At 65.2% G+C, this 16879-nt stretch carries 16 protein-coding genes and 4 tRNA genes; all 20 read right to left on the bottom strand.

Going from position 1 to position 16879, the window contains the following annotated elements; translation table 11 throughout:
* Positions 1 to 16 precede the first annotated feature (16 nt).
* The 20 genes from rpoB to trpE all read right to left on the bottom strand — a co-directional run bounded on the left by rpoB (position 17) and on the right by trpE (position 16703).
* Complete coding sequence (gene rpoB / locus AC07PU_RS36380) at positions 17 to 4141, bottom strand: DNA-directed RNA polymerase subunit beta (protein WP_093353734.1); 4125 nt, start codon at positions 4139 to 4141, stop codon at positions 17 to 19.
* Between the two features lie 302 nt (positions 4142 to 4443).
* Positions 4444 to 4818: a 50S ribosomal protein L7/L12 gene (rplL, locus tag AC07PU_RS36385; RefSeq protein WP_203204170.1), complete on the bottom strand. Its 375-nt coding sequence runs from the start codon at positions 4816 to 4818 to the stop codon at positions 4444 to 4446.
* A gap of 50 nt (positions 4819 to 4868) precedes the next feature.
* A complete protein-coding gene (gene rplJ / locus AC07PU_RS36390; RefSeq protein WP_093353730.1) occupies positions 4869 to 5402 on the bottom strand; it encodes a 50S ribosomal protein L10 in 534 nt (177 codons plus the stop codon).
* A 298-nt stretch (positions 5403 to 5700) separates the two neighbouring features.
* Positions 5701 to 6399, bottom strand: coding sequence for a 50S ribosomal protein L1 (gene rplA / locus AC07PU_RS36395; RefSeq protein ID WP_093353727.1), 699 nt, complete (start codon positions 6397 to 6399; stop codon positions 5701 to 5703).
* A complete protein-coding gene (gene rplK, locus AC07PU_RS36400) occupies positions 6400 to 6831 on the bottom strand; it encodes a 50S ribosomal protein L11 (RefSeq protein WP_093206996.1) in 432 nt (143 codons plus the stop codon).
* 137 nt (positions 6832 to 6968) lie between these two features.
* Positions 6969 to 7571 (bottom strand): transcription termination/antitermination protein NusG, encoded by a 603-nt coding sequence (gene nusG, locus AC07PU_RS36405; RefSeq protein WP_064262260.1) that lies wholly within the window; start codon positions 7569 to 7571, stop codon positions 6969 to 6971.
* 6 nt (positions 7572 to 7577) lie between these two features.
* Complete coding sequence (secE, locus tag AC07PU_RS36410; protein WP_093353725.1) at positions 7578 to 7961, bottom strand: preprotein translocase subunit SecE; 384 nt, start codon at positions 7959 to 7961, stop codon at positions 7578 to 7580.
* A gap of 135 nt (positions 7962 to 8096) precedes the next feature.
* Positions 8097 to 8172 (bottom strand) — tRNA-Trp (locus AC07PU_RS36415).
* A gap of 18 nt (positions 8173 to 8190) precedes the next feature.
* Complete coding sequence (gene tuf, locus AC07PU_RS36420) at positions 8191 to 9384, bottom strand: elongation factor Tu (RefSeq protein ID WP_093356177.1); 1194 nt, start codon at positions 9382 to 9384, stop codon at positions 8191 to 8193.
* Between the two features lie 78 nt (positions 9385 to 9462).
* Positions 9463 to 9537: transfer RNA gene (locus AC07PU_RS36425), tRNA-Thr, on the bottom strand.
* 30 nt (positions 9538 to 9567) lie between these two features.
* A tRNA-Gly gene (locus AC07PU_RS36430) sits at positions 9568 to 9641 on the bottom strand.
* A gap of 65 nt (positions 9642 to 9706) precedes the next feature.
* Positions 9707 to 9792, bottom strand: a tRNA-Tyr gene (locus AC07PU_RS36435).
* A 110-nt stretch (positions 9793 to 9902) separates the two neighbouring features.
* Positions 9903 to 10610 carry a uracil-DNA glycosylase gene (locus AC07PU_RS36440; protein WP_093350916.1) on the bottom strand — a complete coding sequence of 236 codons (708 nt, stop codon included), beginning with the start codon at positions 10608 to 10610 and terminating at the stop codon, positions 9903 to 9905.
* Positions 10607 to 11407: an indole-3-glycerol phosphate synthase TrpC gene (trpC, locus tag AC07PU_RS36445; protein ID WP_495322929.1), complete on the bottom strand. Its 801-nt coding sequence runs from the start codon at positions 11405 to 11407 to the stop codon at positions 10607 to 10609. The genes AC07PU_RS36440 and trpC overlap by 4 nt, the downstream gene beginning before the upstream one ends.
* Before the next feature lie 29 nt (positions 11408 to 11436).
* Positions 11437 to 12459 carry an anthranilate phosphoribosyltransferase gene (trpD, locus tag AC07PU_RS36450; RefSeq protein ID WP_203204166.1) on the bottom strand — a complete coding sequence of 341 codons (1023 nt, stop codon included), beginning with the start codon at positions 12457 to 12459 and terminating at the stop codon, positions 11437 to 11439.
* A gap of 21 nt (positions 12460 to 12480) precedes the next feature.
* Positions 12481 to 13140 carry a LysE family translocator gene (locus tag AC07PU_RS36455; protein ID WP_495322930.1) on the bottom strand — a complete coding sequence of 220 codons (660 nt, stop codon included), beginning with the start codon at positions 13138 to 13140 and terminating at the stop codon, positions 12481 to 12483.
* Between the two features lie 27 nt (positions 13141 to 13167).
* Positions 13168 to 14226 (bottom strand): low-specificity L-threonine aldolase, encoded by a 1059-nt coding sequence (ltaE, locus tag AC07PU_RS36460; protein ID WP_495322931.1) that lies wholly within the window; start codon positions 14224 to 14226, stop codon positions 13168 to 13170.
* 4 nt (positions 14227 to 14230) lie between these two features.
* Positions 14231 to 14815: an anthranilate synthase component II gene (locus tag AC07PU_RS36465; protein ID WP_057597579.1), complete on the bottom strand. Its 585-nt coding sequence runs from the start codon at positions 14813 to 14815 to the stop codon at positions 14231 to 14233.
* Positions 14812 to 15204, bottom strand: a complete 393-nt coding sequence (locus AC07PU_RS36470; RefSeq protein WP_209542402.1) for a GxxExxY protein — start codon at positions 15202 to 15204, stop codon at positions 14812 to 14814. The genes AC07PU_RS36465 and AC07PU_RS36470 overlap by 4 nt, the downstream gene beginning before the upstream one ends.
* Positions 15201 to 16703 (bottom strand): anthranilate synthase component I, encoded by a 1503-nt coding sequence (trpE, locus tag AC07PU_RS36475; RefSeq protein WP_093350901.1) that lies wholly within the window; start codon positions 16701 to 16703, stop codon positions 15201 to 15203. The genes AC07PU_RS36470 and trpE overlap by 4 nt, the downstream gene beginning before the upstream one ends.
* Positions 16704 to 16879 lie beyond the last annotated feature (176 nt).

Consider the following 16879-nt stretch of genomic DNA (forward strand, 5'->3'; position numbering starts at 1 on the left):
ACTCTATCCCCTTCGTTTACGAACGCTCGAGCTCGATGTCGAGACCCAGCGAACGGATTTCCTTGACCAGCACGTTGAACGATTCCGGCATGCCGGCTTCGATCGAATGCTCGCCCTTGACGATGCTTTCGTAGACCTTGGTACGGCCCTGCACGTCGTCGGACTTCACGGTCAGCATTTCCTGCAGGACGTAGGCAGCGCCGTACGCTTCGAGCGCCCACACTTCCATTTCCCCGAAACGCTGGCCGCCGAATTGCGCCTTGCCGCCCAGCGGCTGCTGCGTGACCAGCGAGTACGGGCCGGTCGAGCGGGCGTGCATCTTGTCGTCCACCAGGTGATGCAGCTTCAGGAAGTGCATGTAGCCGACGGTGACGGGACGCTCGAACTGGTCGCCGGTGCGGCCGTCGAACAGGTAGGCCTGCGTGCGCGTCTCGGTCAGGCCCTTGGCCTTCGCGATGTCGTCCGGGTAGGCCAGCTTCAGCATGCCGCGGATTTCCTCTTCCGAGGCGCCGTCGAACACGGGCGTCGCGAAGGTCGCGCCGTTTTGCAGGTTCGATGCCATCTCGAGCACTTCGCCGTCGCTCAGCGAGGCGATGTTCTCTTCGCGGCCCGAGCCGTTGTACAGCTGCTCCATGAACTTGCGCAGCTCGGCCGCCTTGGCCTCCTGCTGCAGCAGGTCGCCGATGCGCTGGCCGATGCCCTTGCCGGCCCAGCCCAGATGCACCTCGAGCACCTGCCCCACGTTCATCCGCGAGGGCACGCCCAGCGGGTTCAGGCAGATGTCGCACGGCGTGCCGTCGGCCATGTGCGGCATGTCTTCGATCGGAACGATCTTCGACACCACGCCCTTGTTGCCGTGGCGGCCGGCCATCTTGTCGCCGGGTTGCAGGCGGCGCTTGACGGCCAGGTAGACCTTGACCATCTTGAGCACGCCCGCGGGCAGCTCGTCGCCCTGCGTGAGCTTCTTGCGCTTTTCTTCGAACGCGAGGTCGAAGCTGTGGCGCGTCTGCTCGAGCGAGTTCTTGATCGATTCCAGCTGCGAGGCCACTTCCTCGTCGGCCGGACGGATGTCGAACCAGTGGAACTTCTCGACCGACGACAGGTAGGCCTTGTCGAGCTTGGTGCCCTTGGCGAGCTTGTTCGGGCCGCCGTTGGCGGCCTTGCCGATCAGCAGCTTCTCGATCCGGTCGAACGCGTCGGCCTCGACGATGCGAAGCTGGTCGTTCAGGTCGAGACGGAAGCGCTTGAGCTCGTCGTCGATGATCTGCTGGGCGCGCTTGTCGCGCTGGATGCCTTCGCGGGTGAACACCTGCACGTCGATCACGGTGCCTTGCGAGCCCTGGTCCACGCGCAGCGAGGTGTCCTTCACGTCCGAAGCCTTCTCGCCGAAGATGGCGCGCAGCAGCTTCTCTTCCGGCGTCAGCGTGGTCTCGCCCTTCGGCGTGACCTTGCCCACCAGCGTGTCGCCGGGCATGACTTCGGCACCCACGTAGATGATGCCGGACTCGTCGAGGCGGTTGAGCTGCTGTTCGGCCAGGTTCGGGATGTCGCGCGTGATTTCCTCGGCACCGAGCTTGGTGTCGCGGGCCATCACCACCAGTTCCTCGATGTGGATCGAGGTGTAGCGGTCGTCGGCCACGATGCGTTCGGAGATCAGGATCGAGTCTTCGAAGTTGTAGCCGTTCCAGGGCATGAACGCGATCAGCATGTTCTGGCCCAGGGCCAGTTCGCCGAGGTCGGTCGATGCACCGTCGGCCACCACGTCGCCCTTGGCGATCTTGTCGCCGCGCTTGACGATCGGACGCTGGTGGATGTTGGTGTTCTGGTTCGAACGCTGATACTTGATCAGGTTGTAGATGTCCACGCCGACTTCGCCGGCCGCGGCCTCGTCGTCGTTCACGCGCACCACGACACGGGTCGCGTCGACGTAGTCGACGATACCGCCACGGGTGGCCGTGACCACGGTGCCGGAGTCGACCGCGGAGACGCGCTCGATGCCGGTGCCGACCATCGGCTTCTCGGGGCGCAGCACGGGCACGGCCTGACGCTGCATGTTGGCGCCCATCAGCGCGCGGTTCGCGTCGTCGTGCTCGAGGAACGGCACCAGCGAGGCGGCCACCGACACGATCTGTGCGGGCGACACGTCCATGTACTGGATGCGCTCGGCACCGACCAGGATCGATTCGCCGGCTTCACGCGCCGAGACCAGGTCGCCGGTCAGCACGCCGTCCTTGTCCAGGGCCGCGTTGGCCTGGGCGATGACGTACTTGCCTTCCTCGATGGCCGACAGGTAGTCGATCTCGTTCGTGACCTTGCTGTCGACCACGCGGCGGTACGGCGTCTCGATGAAGCCGTATTCGTTCAGGCGGGCGTACAGGGCCAGCGAGTTGATCAGGCCGATGTTCGGGCCTTCGGGCGTTTCGATCGGGCACACGCGGCCGTAGTGGGTCACGTGCACGTCGCGCACTTCGAAGCCGGCACGTTCGCGCGTCAGACCGCCCGGGCCAAGGGCTGACACGCGGCGCTTGTGGGTGATTTCGGACAGCGGGTTCGTCTGGTCCATGAACTGCGACAGCTGCGAGGCGCCGAAGAATTCCTTCAGCGCGGCCGAGATCGGCTTGCTGTTGATCAGGTCGTGCGGCATCAGCGGCTCTTGCTCCGCCTGACCCAGACGTTCCTTCACGGCCTTCTCGATACGGGCCAGGCCGGTGCGGTACTGGTTCTCGGCCAGTTCGCCGACGCAACGCACGCGGCGGTTGCCGAGGTGGTCGATGTCGTCGACTTCGCCGTTGCCGTTGCGCAGGTCGACGAGGATCTTGACGACGGCCAGGATGTCCTCGTTGGTCAGCACCATCGGGCCGGTCGATTCGTCGCGGCCGACCTTGGCGTTGAACTTCATGCGGCCGACGCGCGACAGGTCGTACGTGTCCGGGTTGTAGAACAGGCGCTGGAACAGGGCCTGCACCGCGTCTTCCGTCGGCGGCTCGCCGGGGCGCATCATGCGGTAGATCGCCACGCGCGCGGCGAACTCGTCCACCGTTTCGTCGATGCGCAGGGTCTGCGAGATGTACGCACCCTGGTCGAGTTCGTTGGTGTAGATGACCTGGATGTCCTGCACGCCGGCGCCGCGCAGCTTCTTCAGCAGCGCTTCGGTCAGCTCGTCGTTGGCCTTGGACAGGATCTCGCCCGAATCGGCATCGACGATGTTGCGTGCGATCACGCGGCCGATCAGGAAGTCTTCCGGCACGCTGATGTGCGTGGTGCCGCCCTGCTCGAGTTCGCGCGTGTGGCGCGCGGTGACCCGCTTGTCCTTGGCGACCACGACCTTGCCCGACTTGTCGGTGATGTCGAAGCGCGCGACTTCGCCGCGCAGGCGCTCGGAGACGAACTCCATCTGCGCGCCGCTGTCCATCAGGCGGAAGTTGTCGTTGACGAAGAAGTTCGCGAGGATCGATTCCGGGTTCAGGCCGATGGCCTTCAGCAGGATCGTGACCGGCATCTTGCGGCGACGGTCGACGCGGAAGTACAGCATGTCCTTCGGGTCGAACTCGAAGTCGAGCCACGAACCGCGGTAGGGAATCACGCGGGCCGAGAACAGCAGCTTGCCCGAGCTGTGCGTCTTGCCCTTGTCGTGTTCGAAGAACACGCCCGGCGAACGGTGCAGCTGCGAAACGATCACGCGTTCCGTGCCGTTGATGATGAACGAGCCCTTCTCGGTCATGAGCGGCACTTCGCCCATGTAGACCTCTTGCTCCTTCACTTCCTTGACCACCTTCGACTGCGAGGTCGACGATTCGCGGTCATAGATGATGAGCTGGACCTTGGCGCGCACCGCCGAGGCGAAGGTCAGACCACGGGTCTGGCACTCGCGCACATCGAACGCCGGCTTCGCCAGGTTGTACTCGAGGAACTTCATCTCGACGAAACCGTTGTGCGAGACGATCGGGAAGGCGGCGTCGAACGCGGCCTGCAGGCCTTCGACGGTGCGTTTTTGCGGAGCGATGCCCGCTTGCAGGAACGCCGTGTAGGCGTCCTTCTGCATCTGCAGCAGGTAGGGAATTTCGACGACGCTGTCGCGGCTGCCGAAACTTTTTCGGATGCGCTTGCGTTCGGTGTAACTGTACGCGGACGATTGGGCCATGAGAGCTCCGGTGCTTGAGATCTTCAGCGACTTGTCAGCAATGCCGGGACGAACGGCACCACTGCTTGGCGGCTGGCCACTACCAGCCGTTGGCGGACAGCGATGCGTTGCACATCGCCCGAACCAAGGGGTCTTCTGCAGTCGGGGTCAGAAGACACTCAAAAAACGTCTTGATTTGGCTTTTCCGTCGACCTTCGGGTCTCCGGGAAAGCCGGCATCAAGCCGACTTTTGAGTGCGCTCTGAAAGCGGCAAAGGCTGGAGGGCCTTTTTCAGGCACCTCCAGCCCTCGAGGGGGTCTGAATTACTTCAGTTCCACCTTGGCGCCGGCTTCTTCCAGCTTCTTCTTGGCAGCGTCGGCGTCAGCCTTCGACAGGCCTTCCTTGACGGCCTTGGGAGCGGCTTCCACCAGATCCTTGGCTTCCTTGAGGCCCAGGCCGGTGATTTCGCGCACGGCCTTGATGACCGACACCTTGTTCGCGCCGACATCGGCCAGCACGACGTTGAATTCGGTCTTTTCTTCGACCACGGCAGCGGCTGCGCCACCACCTTGGGCCGGAGCCGACATTGCAGCGGCGCTCACGCCGAACTTCTCTTCGATGGCCTTGACCAGGTCGTTGAGCTCGAGGACCGTCATGCTGTCCAGCGCGGTCAGAAATGCGTCTTTATCGAATGCCATTTTGGTTTCCTAACAATTGGGTTGAATTTTTCAAACGCAAGGCTTGGCTATCAAGCCGCCTGCGCTTCTGCCGGTGCATCGGCGGGTGCAGCTTCGCCACCACCGCGCTTCTCGGCCAGCGCCGCGAGCACGCGGGCGGTACGAGAGATCGGCGATTGCATCAAGCCCAGCAGTTGCGCCAGCAGCACTTCCTTGGAAGGGATGTTGGCCAGTTGCTTCACGCCGTCGACGTCCAGGGCCTTGCCACCGAATGCGCCACCGCGAATCACCAGCTTGTCGTTGGTTTTCGCGAAATCGGCCACCACCTTCGCGGCGGCCACAGCGTCTTCGGAGAAGCCATAGATCAGCGGACCGGTCATCTGGTCGCCGACGATCTCAAACGAGCTGCCAGCCACAGCACGGCGGGCCAGGGTGTTCTTCAGAACACTCAGGCTCACACCCTTGCTGCGAGCTTCGGCGCGCAGTTTGGTCATGTCGGCCACCGTGATGCCACGGTATTCCGCCATCACGAGCGTTTGAGCTTTTGCGGCGAGGCTGGTCACTTCATTGATGACCGCTTCTTTCTCACTGCGATTCAGACTCAAGGTCTACTCCTTTTCAATGCGGTCTTCGGTTGTTTCATGAACCTCGGACCGCGCCTCATGCAGCGACCAACTGTTTCGGAACCCATTCGTCAGAAAACTCGAATTCCTTGCAGCGGGATCGCCATCTGCGCTGGCTGCCCGGCGGGGGCCGGGTGATTAAGTGCAGGCGACCTGCACACCAGCGGTCTTGGATGGCCCGCGGCAACCGAAGCCGCCGCGACCCACCACATTCGCCCGGTTCCGAATCCTTGCGGAGCCGGAGCCGGGCCAATCTACATTTGCCTTCGCTTCCGCCCGATCAGGCAGCGGCGATGGTCTGCGTGTCCACGCGGACACCCACGCCCATCGTCGACGACACGGCGACCTTGCGCAGGTAGATACCCTTGCTCGAGGCCGGCTTGGCCTTGACCAGGGCATCGATCAGCGCGGCGAGGTTGCCTTGCAGCTTGTCGGTGTCGAACGAACGACGGCCGATCGTGCCGTGCACGATGCCGGCCTTGTCGACGCGGAACTGAACCTGGCCAGCCTTGGCGTTCTTCACGGCGGTCGCGACGTCGGGCGTCACGGTGCCGACCTTCGGGTTCGGCATCAGGCCGCGCGGGCCGAGGATCTGGCCGAGCGTACCGACCACGCGCATGGCGTCGGGTGCGGCGATCACGATGTCGAAGGGCATGTCGCCCGCCTTGACCATGGCAGCCAGGTCGTCCATGCCGACGATGTCGGCGCCGGCGGCCTTGGCTTCTTCAGCCTTGGCGCCTTGGGCGAACACGGCCACGCGCTTGGTCTTGCCGGTGCCGTTGGGCAGCACGACGGCGCCACGCACGACCTGGTCCGACTTCTTCGCATCGATGCCGAGCTGCACGGCCACGTCGATCGATTCGTCGAACTTGGCGGTGGCGGCTTCCTTGACGATGGTGATCGCGTCAGTCAGCGGGTACAGCTTGGTGCTGTCGACCTTGCCTTCGAGCGACTTCTGCTTCTTGGTGATCTTGGCCATTTACACGCCCTCCACATTCACGCCCATGGAACGGGCCGTACCAGCGATGGTGCGAACTGCTGCGTCCATGTCGGCAGCGGTCAGGTCCTTCATCTTGGTCTTTGCGATCTCTTCGAGCTGGGCGCGCGTGATCTTGCCGACCTTGTCGGTGTGCGGGCGCGCGGAGCCCTTCTCGAGCTTGATGGCCTTCTTGATCAGGACGCCAGCGGGCGGCGACTTGATGATGAAGGTGAAGCTCTTGTCGGCGAAGGCGGTGATGACCACCGGCAGCGCCAGACCCGGCTCGTAGCTCTGCGTCTGGGCGTTGAACGCCTTGCAGAATTCCATGATGTTCAGACCGCGCTGACCGAGTGCGGGACCGATCGGCGGGGACGGGTTGGCCTTACCAGCTGGCACTTGCAGCTTGATGAAGCCGACGATTTTTTTCGCCATGCTTTACTCCTTGCGGGTGATATCGCCAAGGCCTGTGGCCTGGGCTCCCCGGGGTGAACGACTCTTCGATCAAGGCCGCGCACCGAGTCGGATAGCGCGCTGCCGGAATGGGGCCCGATCCGAAGACCGGGCGGGCGTCAGGTCTTCTCGACCTGGCTGAATTCGAGTTCCACCGGGGTGGCGCGGCCGAAGATCATGACCGAGACGCGCACCTTGCTCTTCTCGTAGTTGACTTCCTCGACCGAGCCGTTGAAGTCGGTGAACGGGCCTTCCTTGACGCGCACGAGTTCGCCCACGGTGAACTCGACCTTGTGGCGCGGCTTCTCGGTGCCCTGCTGCATCTGGCTGACGATGTCCTCGACCTCTTTCTGCGAGATCGGAGCCGGACGGTTCTTGGCGCCGCCCACGAAGCCCGTCACCTTGTTGGTGTGCTTCACCAAGTGCCAGCTCTCGTCGTCCATGATCATTTCGACCAGCACGTAGCCCGGGAAGAAGCGGCGCTCGGTGGTGCGCTTCTGGCCGTTCTTGATCTCGACCACTTCCTCGGTCGGAACCAGGATGCGGCCGAACTTGTCCTGCATGCCGGCGCGGTTGATGCGCTCGGTGATGTTCCGCTCGACGGCCTTCTCCATGCCCGAATAGGCATGCACCACATACCAACGCAGATCGGGATTGGCAGCAGGCGCAAGGACGGAGGCGTTTTCCTCCGGCGGCGTGGTTTCAACAGCGTCGTCGGTCATTGGTTCTTACTTTTTCCAGCCCAGAATGAGGTCAAAAAACACCCATTCGAGCGTTTTGTCGGTGAGCCAGAGGAAGACGGACATGATCGCTACGAAGGCGAACACATAAGCCGTCATCTGCATCGCTTCCTTGCGGGTCGGCCAGACGACCTTCTTGACCTCGCGCCACGAATCGCGGCCGAAAGCCCAGAGCTGGCGGCCGTTCTCGGAACTGCCGAAGGTCGCCACGGCGGCGGCCAAGCCCACGAGCAACGCGGCCCACTGAACCAGCGAGCCCTGGCGCGACAGCAGATAGAACGCCACGATGGCGCCCACTGCCAGCAGTGCTGCCACGGCCAGCTTGGCCTTGTCGGCACCGGTGCTCACGGTTTCGATTTGAGAAGTGGCCATGTTCGGCTGATTTCCTGCGGCCTTTCGGCCTCAATTCATGCCGCCGTTTTGAGACGGCGAAGCCCGTCGGGTCTCGACGGGCTTTTTTGCCTTCCCGCCGGAGTCCGGCGGGTCGTTTTCGGAGGCCACCCTAGGTGGCAGGGGCAGTAGGAATCGAACCTACAACCTTCGGTTTTGGAGACCGACGCTCTGCCAATTGAGCTATACCCCTCCGGTACTCTTGCCCGACTTAGATGTCGAGGATCTTGGCCACGACGCCCGAACCCACGGTACGGCCGCCTTCGCGGATGGCGAAGCGCAGGCCTTCTTCCATCGCGATCGGGTTGATCAGCTTCACGGTGATGCTGACGTTGTCGCCAGGCATGACCATTTCCTTGTCCTTCGGCAGCTCGATCGCGCCGGTCACGTCCGTCGTGCGGAAGTAGAACTGCGGACGGTAGTTGTTGAAGAACGGCGTGTGACGGCCGCCTTCGTCCTTCGACAGAACGTACACCTCGGCGGTGAAGTGCGTGTGCGGCTTGATCGAACCGGGCTTGCACAGCACTTGGCCGCGCTCGACTTCTTCGCGCTTCGTGCCGCGCAGCAGCACGCCCACGTTGTCGCCGGCTTGACCTTGGTCCAGCAGCTTGCGGAACATTTCCACGCCGGTGCAGGTGGTCTTGACCGTCGGGCGGATGCCCACGATTTCGATTTCTTCACCGACCTTGATCACGCCGCGCTCGACAGCGCCGGTCACCACCGTGCCGCGACCCGAGATCGAGAACACGTCTTCCACGGGCATCAGGAACGTGCCGTCCACGGCGCGCTCGGGCGTCGGGATGTACGTGTCCAGGGCTTCGGCCAGCTTCATGATCGCGCCTTCGCCGAGCTCGCCCTTGTCGCCTTCCAGGGCCAGCTTCGCCGAGCCGTGGATGATCGGGGTGTCGTCGCCCGGGAATTCGTACTTGTCGAGGAGTTCGCGAACTTCCATTTCGACCAGCTCGAGCAGTTCCTTGTCGTCGACCATGTCGCACTTGTTCAGGAACACGATGATGTAGCCCACGCCCACCTGGCGAGCCAGCAGGATGTGCTCACGCGTCTGGGGCATCGGGCCGTCGGCGGCCGAGCACACCAGGATCGCGCCGTCCATCTGGGCGGCGCCGGTGATCATGTTCTTCACGTAGTCGGCGTGGCCGGGGCAGTCGACGTGTGCGTAGTGGCGGTTGGCCGTTTCGTACTCGACGTGCGCGGTGTTGATCGTGATGCCGCGGGCCTTTTCTTCGGGCGCAGCGTCGATCTGGTCGTAGGCCTTCGCTTCGCCGCCGAACTTCGACGACAGCACCGTCGCGATCGCAGCCGTCAGCGTCGTCTTGCCATGGTCAACGTGACCGATCGTGCCCACGTTCACGTGCGGCTTCGTGCGGGTGAATTTACCTTTTGCCATTTTTCGACTCCGAAAAAAAACGATATCAACGTACGCAGATAAGGTCGCAACGCTGCTCTTGCAACCCCTGGGAAAAACTGGTGCCCTTTGCGGGAATCGGACCCGCGACCTCTCCCTTACCAAGGGAGTGCTCTACCACTGAGCCAAAAGGGCTTTTGCCTAACCTGCATCAAACTCGGTCTCTGGAGCGGGAGACGGGAATCGAACCCGCGTCATCAGCTTGGAAGGCTGGGGTTCTACCATTGAACTACTCCCGCATCGGGGGCACTTCAAGGCACCCAAAGCGCTAGATCCAATCGCTCTTAGAAACCAAATTCATCGCTGGTGGAGAGGGCTGGATTCGAACCAGCGTACTCGTTAGAGGGCAGATTTACAGTCTGCTGCCATTAACCACTCGGCCACCTCTCCGGCGAACCTCGAAATATAGCACGGTTTTGTGACTATGCAGAAACCCGAGCACCAAAAGGAGCGAGGGAAACCGTTCGAGGAATGAACTGCGGGCGATTATCCGCGAATTTTCAGGCCCCCTTCTGGTGCTCCTCACGCCAGGCACGTGCTTCGCCGAAATGTCCGCATCCGATGAACGGCACGGGCGGGCGCAACGCCGAAAGTGGCGAGGGATGATTCGACATCAGCACCTTATGGCGGCCAACGTCGATCAACGCACGCTTACTCTGGGCGTGCGAGCCCCATAGCATGAAAACAACAGGCTTCGCGCCATCAGAAACATGCCGGATCACGGCGTCCGTCAGCACCTCCCAGCCGCGCCCCGAATGGCTGGCCGGCTGGGCCTCCTCGACCGTGAGGCAGGTGTTGAGCAGCAGCACGCCATGCGTCGCCCACTTCACCAGGCTGCCGCCCGGGTTCGGGAACGGCGGCGGCGGCGTGCCGAGGTCGCGCTGGAGCTCCTTGAAGATGTTGCGCAGCGAGGGCGGCAGCGCCACGCCGGGCGCCACGGAGAAGGCCAGCCCCTCGGCCTGACCACGCCCGTGGTACGGGTCCTGGCCCAGGATCACGACGCGCACGTCCTCGGGCGGCGTGAGCTCCAGCGCGCGCAGCGGCTGCGGCGGAAAGATCACCGTGCCCGCGTCGAGCCGTTCGCGCAGGAAGGCCTGCAGCTTCTGCCCCACGGCACCACCGAAGAAGCCATCGACCAGCGGCTGCCAGCCCGGCGCTACCGGCCAGTCGGCCGGATCGCTGCTGACCAACTGATCCGCCCGGCTCATTGGAACAACGCCGCGAGGGCTTCGCCAGGTTCCTCGGCGCGCATGAAGGCCTCGCCGACCAGGAAGGCATGCACGCCCGCGGCGCGCAGCGTGGCAACGTCCTCGCGCGTGGCGATGCCCGATTCGGTCACCGCGAGGCGCTCCTTCGGCAGGCTCGGCAGCAGGCCGATGGTGGCCTGGATCGAGACCTCGAAATTGCGCAGGTTGCGGTTGTTGACGCCCACCAGCGGGGTCTTGAGGCGCAGCGCGCGCTCGAGCTCGGCCGCGTCATGCACCTCGACCAGCACCGCCATGCCCAGCCCGTGCGCGATGGCTTCGAAATCCTTCATCTGCGCGTCGTCGAGGCAGGCGGCGATCAGCAGGATCGCGTCGGCGCCGATCGCGCGCGATTCGTACACCTGGTAGGCATCGACGATGAAGTCCTTGCGCAGCACCGGCAGCTCGCACGAGGCACGCGCCTGCTTCAGGTAGTCGATGCCGCCCTGGAAGAACTGCTTGTCGGTCAGCACCGAGAGGCAGGCCGCGCTGATCTTCCCGTCGCCTTCGGCATAGCTCTGCGCGATGTCGGCCGGAATGAAATCGGCGCGCAGCACGCCCTTGCTCGGGCTGGCCTTCTTGACTTCGGCGATCACGGCGGCCTGGCCGGCCGCGATCTTGGCGCGCAGCGCGCCTTCGAAATCGCGCGTCAGCACGCGGCTTTCGGCGTCGAAGCGAACCGCCTCCAGCGGGCTGCGCTGCTTCGCGGCGGCCACTTCCTGGTGCTTGACGGCAACGATCTTGTCGAGGATGTCGGACATGGCTTCTCTCTTGCTCCTGGATTCCTGGCTCAGACCGAGGTGGTGACCCGCACCAGCTCGGCGAGCTTGGCCTTGGCGGCGCCCGAGGCGATGGCCTCGCGCGAGCGTGTCACGCCCGCGGCCACCGAATCGACCACGTTGGCCGCGTACAGCGCCGCACCGGCGTTGAGCAGCACGATGTCGAGCGCCGGGCCGGCCTGATTGTCGAGCACGCCGAGCAGCATCGCCTTCGACTGCTCGGGCGTCTCCACGCGCAGCGCGCGGTTGCTCGACATCTGGAAGCCGAAGTCCTCGGGATGCAGCTCGTACTCGCTGATCTCGCCGTTCTTGAGCTCGCCCACCAGCGTGGCCGCGCCCAGCGAGATCTCGTCCATGCCGTCGCGGCCGTAGACCACCATCGCATGCTCGGTGCCCAGGCGCTGCAGCGCGCGCACCTGGATGCCCACCAGGTCGGGATGGAACACGCCCATCAGGATGTTGGGCGCGCCGGCCGGGTTGGTCAGCGGGCCCAGGATGTTGAAGATGGTCTTGATGCCGAGCTCCTTGCGCACCGGCGCCACGTTCTTCATGGCCGGATGGTGGTTCGGCGCGAACATGAAGCCGATGCCCGACTGCTCGATCGAGCGCGCAATCTGCTCGGGCTTGAGGTTGATGTTGACGCCCAGCGACTCCAGCACGTCGGCGCTGCCCGACTTGCTCGACACGCTGCGCCCGCCGTGCTTGCTGACCTTGGCGCCGGCCGCGGCCGCGACGAACATCGAGCAGGTCGAGATGTTGAAGGTGTGCGAACCGTCGCCGCCGGTGCCCACGATGTCGACCAGGTTCGTGGTGTCGGCCACCGCCACCTTGGTCGACACCTCGCGCATCACCTGCGCGGCGGCGGTGATCTCGCCGATGGTTTCCTTCTTCACGCGCAGCCCGGTGATCAGCGCGGCCATCATCACGGGCGAACACTCGCCGCTCATGATGAGCCGCACGATGTGCAGCATCTCGTCGTGGAAGACTTCGCGGTGCTCGATGGTGCGCTGCAGCGCTTCCTGGGGGGTGATCATGGAAAGTCTCCTCGGGATGAATCAGCGGCCGATGCGCGCCGCGGGGGCGTCGGTGAACGCGAGCTTGAGGCCGAAGCCGATGAAAAGAACGCCGGCGGCGCGGTCGAGCCAGTGCATGCCCTTCTGCACGGCGCCGCGGCGCGCCATCCAGCCCGCCGCCAGCGCCCAGCCCACGTTGACGGGGATCGCGTTGAGGTTGAACAGCACGCCGAGCAGCACGAAATACAGCGCCTTGTGGTCCGCCCCGGGCGCGATGAACTGCGGCACGAAGGCCAGGAAGAACAGTGCCACCTTGGGGTTGAGCACGTTGGTCCAGAAGCCGCCGAGGAAGATCGCCTTGAGGCTGCGTGCCCCGGTGGCCGCCGCGGCCTGCGCCAGGTCGGTCGGCGGCGCGGCGCGCGACAGCAGCATGCGCACGCCCAGGTACAGCAGGTAGGCCGCGCCGATGTACTTGAGCACCGTGAAGGCCGCGGCCGAGGTCGCCATCAGCGTGCCGACGCCGATGGCCGCCGCGAAGATGTGGACGAAGCAGCCGGCGGTGATGCCGAGCCCGGCGACGACGCCGGCGCGCACGCCCGAGCGCAGCGAGTTAGTGACCACGTAGAGCACGTCGGGCCCCGGCGTCAGGTTCAGCAGCCAGCCGGCGGCGATGAAGGCCAGCAGATGGGGAAGATCGGGCATGGCGTTCTCCTCTCCTCGAACGACGGATCAGGCGGCGAAGTAGGCCCGGATCGCGGCCACCGCGCGGTCGACACCGGCGGCATCGACATCGAGGTGCGTCACGAAGCGCAAGCGGTACAGGCCCGTGGCCAGGATGCCCTGGCGTTCGAGGCTTTCGATCAGCCCCGCCGAGCGCGCCTTGGCCTCGCCCTCCAGGTCGACGAAGACGATGTTGGTGTGCGGCATCTCGAGCTTCAGCCCTTCGATGCCCGTGAGCCCCTGCGCGAGGCGCAACGCCAGCGCATGGTCGTCGGCCAGCCGGTCGACATGGTGCTCGAGCGCATGCGCGGCCGCGGCCGCGAGCAGCCCGGCCTGGCGCATGCCGCCGCCCGCCATCTTGCGGATGCGGTGGGCGCGCGCGATGAAGTCGCGCGAACCGACCAGCGCCGAGCCGATCGGCGCGCCCAGGCCCTTGCTGAAGCACACCGACACGCTGTCGAAGCACTGCGCGATGCGGCGCGCCTCGGCGCGCACGTCGGTGCTTCCGTTCTTCGCCGCCTGCGCGGTCGCCGCGTTGAAAAGGCGCGCGCCGTCCAGGTGCCGCTGCAGCCCGTGGCGTGCGGCGAGTTCAGTCGCCGCCTGCACGTAGTCGAAGGGCAGCAGCTTGCCGCCCAGCGTGTTCTCGAGCGCCAGCAGCCGGGTGCGCGCGAAGTGCGCGTCGTCGGGCTTGATCGCCGCCTCGATCTGCGCGAGCGGCAGCGTGCCGTCGGCCGCATGGTCCAGCGGCTGCGGCTGCACGCTGCCGAACACCGCCGCTCCGCCGCCTTCCCAGCGGTAGCAGTGCGCCATCTGGCCGACGATGTACTCGTCGCCGCGGCCGCAGTGCGCGAGGATCGCGCTGAGGTTGCTCTGCGTGCCGGTCGGCACGAACAGCGCCGCCTCGAAGCCCAGCAACGCGGCGATCTTTTCCTGCAGCGCATTCACGCTCGGGTCGGTGCCGAAGACGTCGTCGCCCAGCGGCGCCGCCATCATGGCCTCGCGCATCGCCGGCGTGGGTTGCGTGACGGTGTCGCTGCGCAGGTCGACGATGGCGGTGCGGTCGGTCATGGCTTCAATCCAGGAAGTTCTTGAGCATGGCGTGGCCGTGCTCGGTGAGTATCGATTCGGGGTGGAACTGCACGCCTTCGATGCGCACGTCGTGCGCATACCCGGTGTGCCGCACGCCCATGATCTCGCCGTCGTCGGTCCAGGCCGTGACGGCCAGCGCCTCGGGGCAGCTCGCGCGCTCGATCGACAGCGAGTGGTAGCGGTTGACGACGAAGGTCTTCGGCAGCCCCGCGAACACGCCCTCCTGCGTGGTCGTGATCTCGCTGGTCTTGCCGTGCATGAGCTGCTGCGCGCGCACGATCCTGCCGCCGAAGGCCGCGCCGATGGCCTGGTGGCCGAGGCACACGCCGAGAATGGGCAGCTTGCCCGCGAAGGCCTCGATGGCCGCCACCGACACGCCCGCCTCCGCCGGCGAGCACGGCCCGGGCGACACCACCAGCCGCGTCACGCCCGAGGCGATCAGCTCGCCGATCTGCGCGACCGTGATCTCGTCGTTGCGATGCACCTGCACGTCGGCACCCAGCTCGCCGAAGTACTGGACGATGTTGTAGGTGAACGAATCGTAGTTGTCGATCATCAGCAGTTTCATGGCTTGCTCACAATCCGGTGCACGCCCTTGACGACGGGGAACACGTTGAAGTTGATCAGGAGGCCCAGCTTGAGGCCCGACAGGCGCAGCGCGGCCAGCACCTGCGCGCGATGCAGGTCGGTCAGCGCATCGACCGCCTTGAGTTCGACGATGACCGACTGCTCGATCACGAAGCCTGCGCGATAGACCTCGCCGAGCGAGCGGCCCTTGTAGCTGGCCGACAGCGGCACGTCGCGCGCGAAGCCGATCTCGCGCTCGGCGAGTTCGATGGCCAGCGCCGCGGCATAGGCGCGTTCGTCGAGCCCCGTGCCGAGCACGCGCTGCACCTCGACGGCGGCGCCGATGATCTCGTGCGAGAAATCGTTCTGGATATCGGGTGCGTTGCTCATTCCAGGCCTTCCTCGACCAGTTCGGCGGCACGCAGCAGCGCGCGCGCCTTGGCTTCGGTTTCCTTCCACTCGAGCTCGGGCACCGAATCGGCCACCACGCCGGCCGCGGCCTGCACGTGCAGCACCTGGTCCTTCACGATGCCGGTGCGGATCGCGATCGCGACGTCCATGTCGCCCGCGTAGCTGATGTAGCCGCAGGCGCCGCCGTACAGGCCGCGCTTGGTGGGCTCGAGCTGGTCGATCAGTTCCATCGCATGCACCTTGGGCGCGCCGGTCAGCGTGCCGGCCGGGAAGGTGGCCTTGAGCACGTCGATGGCGGTCATGCCGTCCTTCAGCGTGCCCTCGACGTTGCTCACGATGTGCATCACGTGGCTGTAGCGCTCCACCGCGAAGGCTTCCGTCACCTTCACCGTGCCGGTCTTGGCGATGCGGCCGATGTCGTTGCGCGCGAGGTCGATCAGCATCACGTGCTCGGCGCGTTCCTTCGGGTCGTTGATCAGCTCGACCTCGGCCGCCTTGTCGAGCTCGAGCGAGGCACCGCGCGGGCGCGTGCCGGCCAGCGGGCGGATGGTGATCTTCTGCTCGCCCTCGCCCGTGTGCTCCTGGCGCACCAGGATCTCGGGCGAAGCGCCCACCACGTGGAAGTCGCCCAGGTGGTAGTAGTACATGTAGGGCGAGGGATTGAGCGAGCGCAGCGCGCGGTACAGCGACAGCGGCGACTCGGTGTAGCGCTTGCTGATGCGCTGGCCCACCTGCACCTGCATGAAGTCGCCGGCGGCGATCATCTCCTTGGCGCGCTCCACCGCCGCGAGGTAGTCGGCCTTGGCGAAGCTGCGCTCGGCCGGATGCGGCTGCGTGGGCTTCACGATCGGCGCGCTCACCGAGTACTTGAGCTTTTCCTTCAGTTCGCGCAGCCGGCGCTTGGCGTTGGCATAGGCCTCGGGCTGCTTCGGATCGGCGTAGACGATCAGGTAGAGCTTGCCCGAGAGGTTGTCGATGACCGCCAGTTCCTCGCACTGCAGCAACAGGATGTCGGGACAGCCCAGCGTGTCGGGCGGGCAGCTCTTCTCGAGCTTGCGCTCGATGTGGCGCACGGTGTCGTAGCCGAAGTAGCCGGCCAGCCCGCCGCAGAAGCGCGGCAGCCCGGGCCGCAGCGCGACCTTGAAGCGCTTCTGGTACTGCGCCACGAAGTCGAGCGGATTGCCCGCGGCGGTCTCGACCACCTGGCCGTCGGTCACGACCTCGGTGACGGCCTCGGCACCGAAGCCGCTGGCGCGCAGCAGGGTGCGCGCCGGCAGGCCGATGAAGCTGTAGCGGCCGAAGCGCTCGCCGCCCACGACCGATTCGAGCAGGAAGCTGTGCTTGCCGCCGCCTTGCGAATGGGCCAGCTTGAGGTACAGGGACAGGGGGGTTTCGAGGTCGGCGAAGGCCTCGGCCATCAGCGGGATGCGGTTGTAGCCCTGGGCGCTGAGGCTCTTGAATTCGAGTTCGGTGATCACGTGTCGTTCTCCGGAAAGCCGGCCCGGCGCGCTTTCATCGGCCGGGAGCGGTCTCATTCACAAACAGAGGGGGTTGGTTCGGCGTCGGGGCGATCCGGAACCTCGGGCGCACGGCGTGCGCCGTGCAATCAAACAGGCAGCGTCGATGGCGTACGCCAGGGCCAGGCTCCCCGGCT

The organism is Variovorax sp. GW821-FHT10D07 (assembly GCF_059415325.1).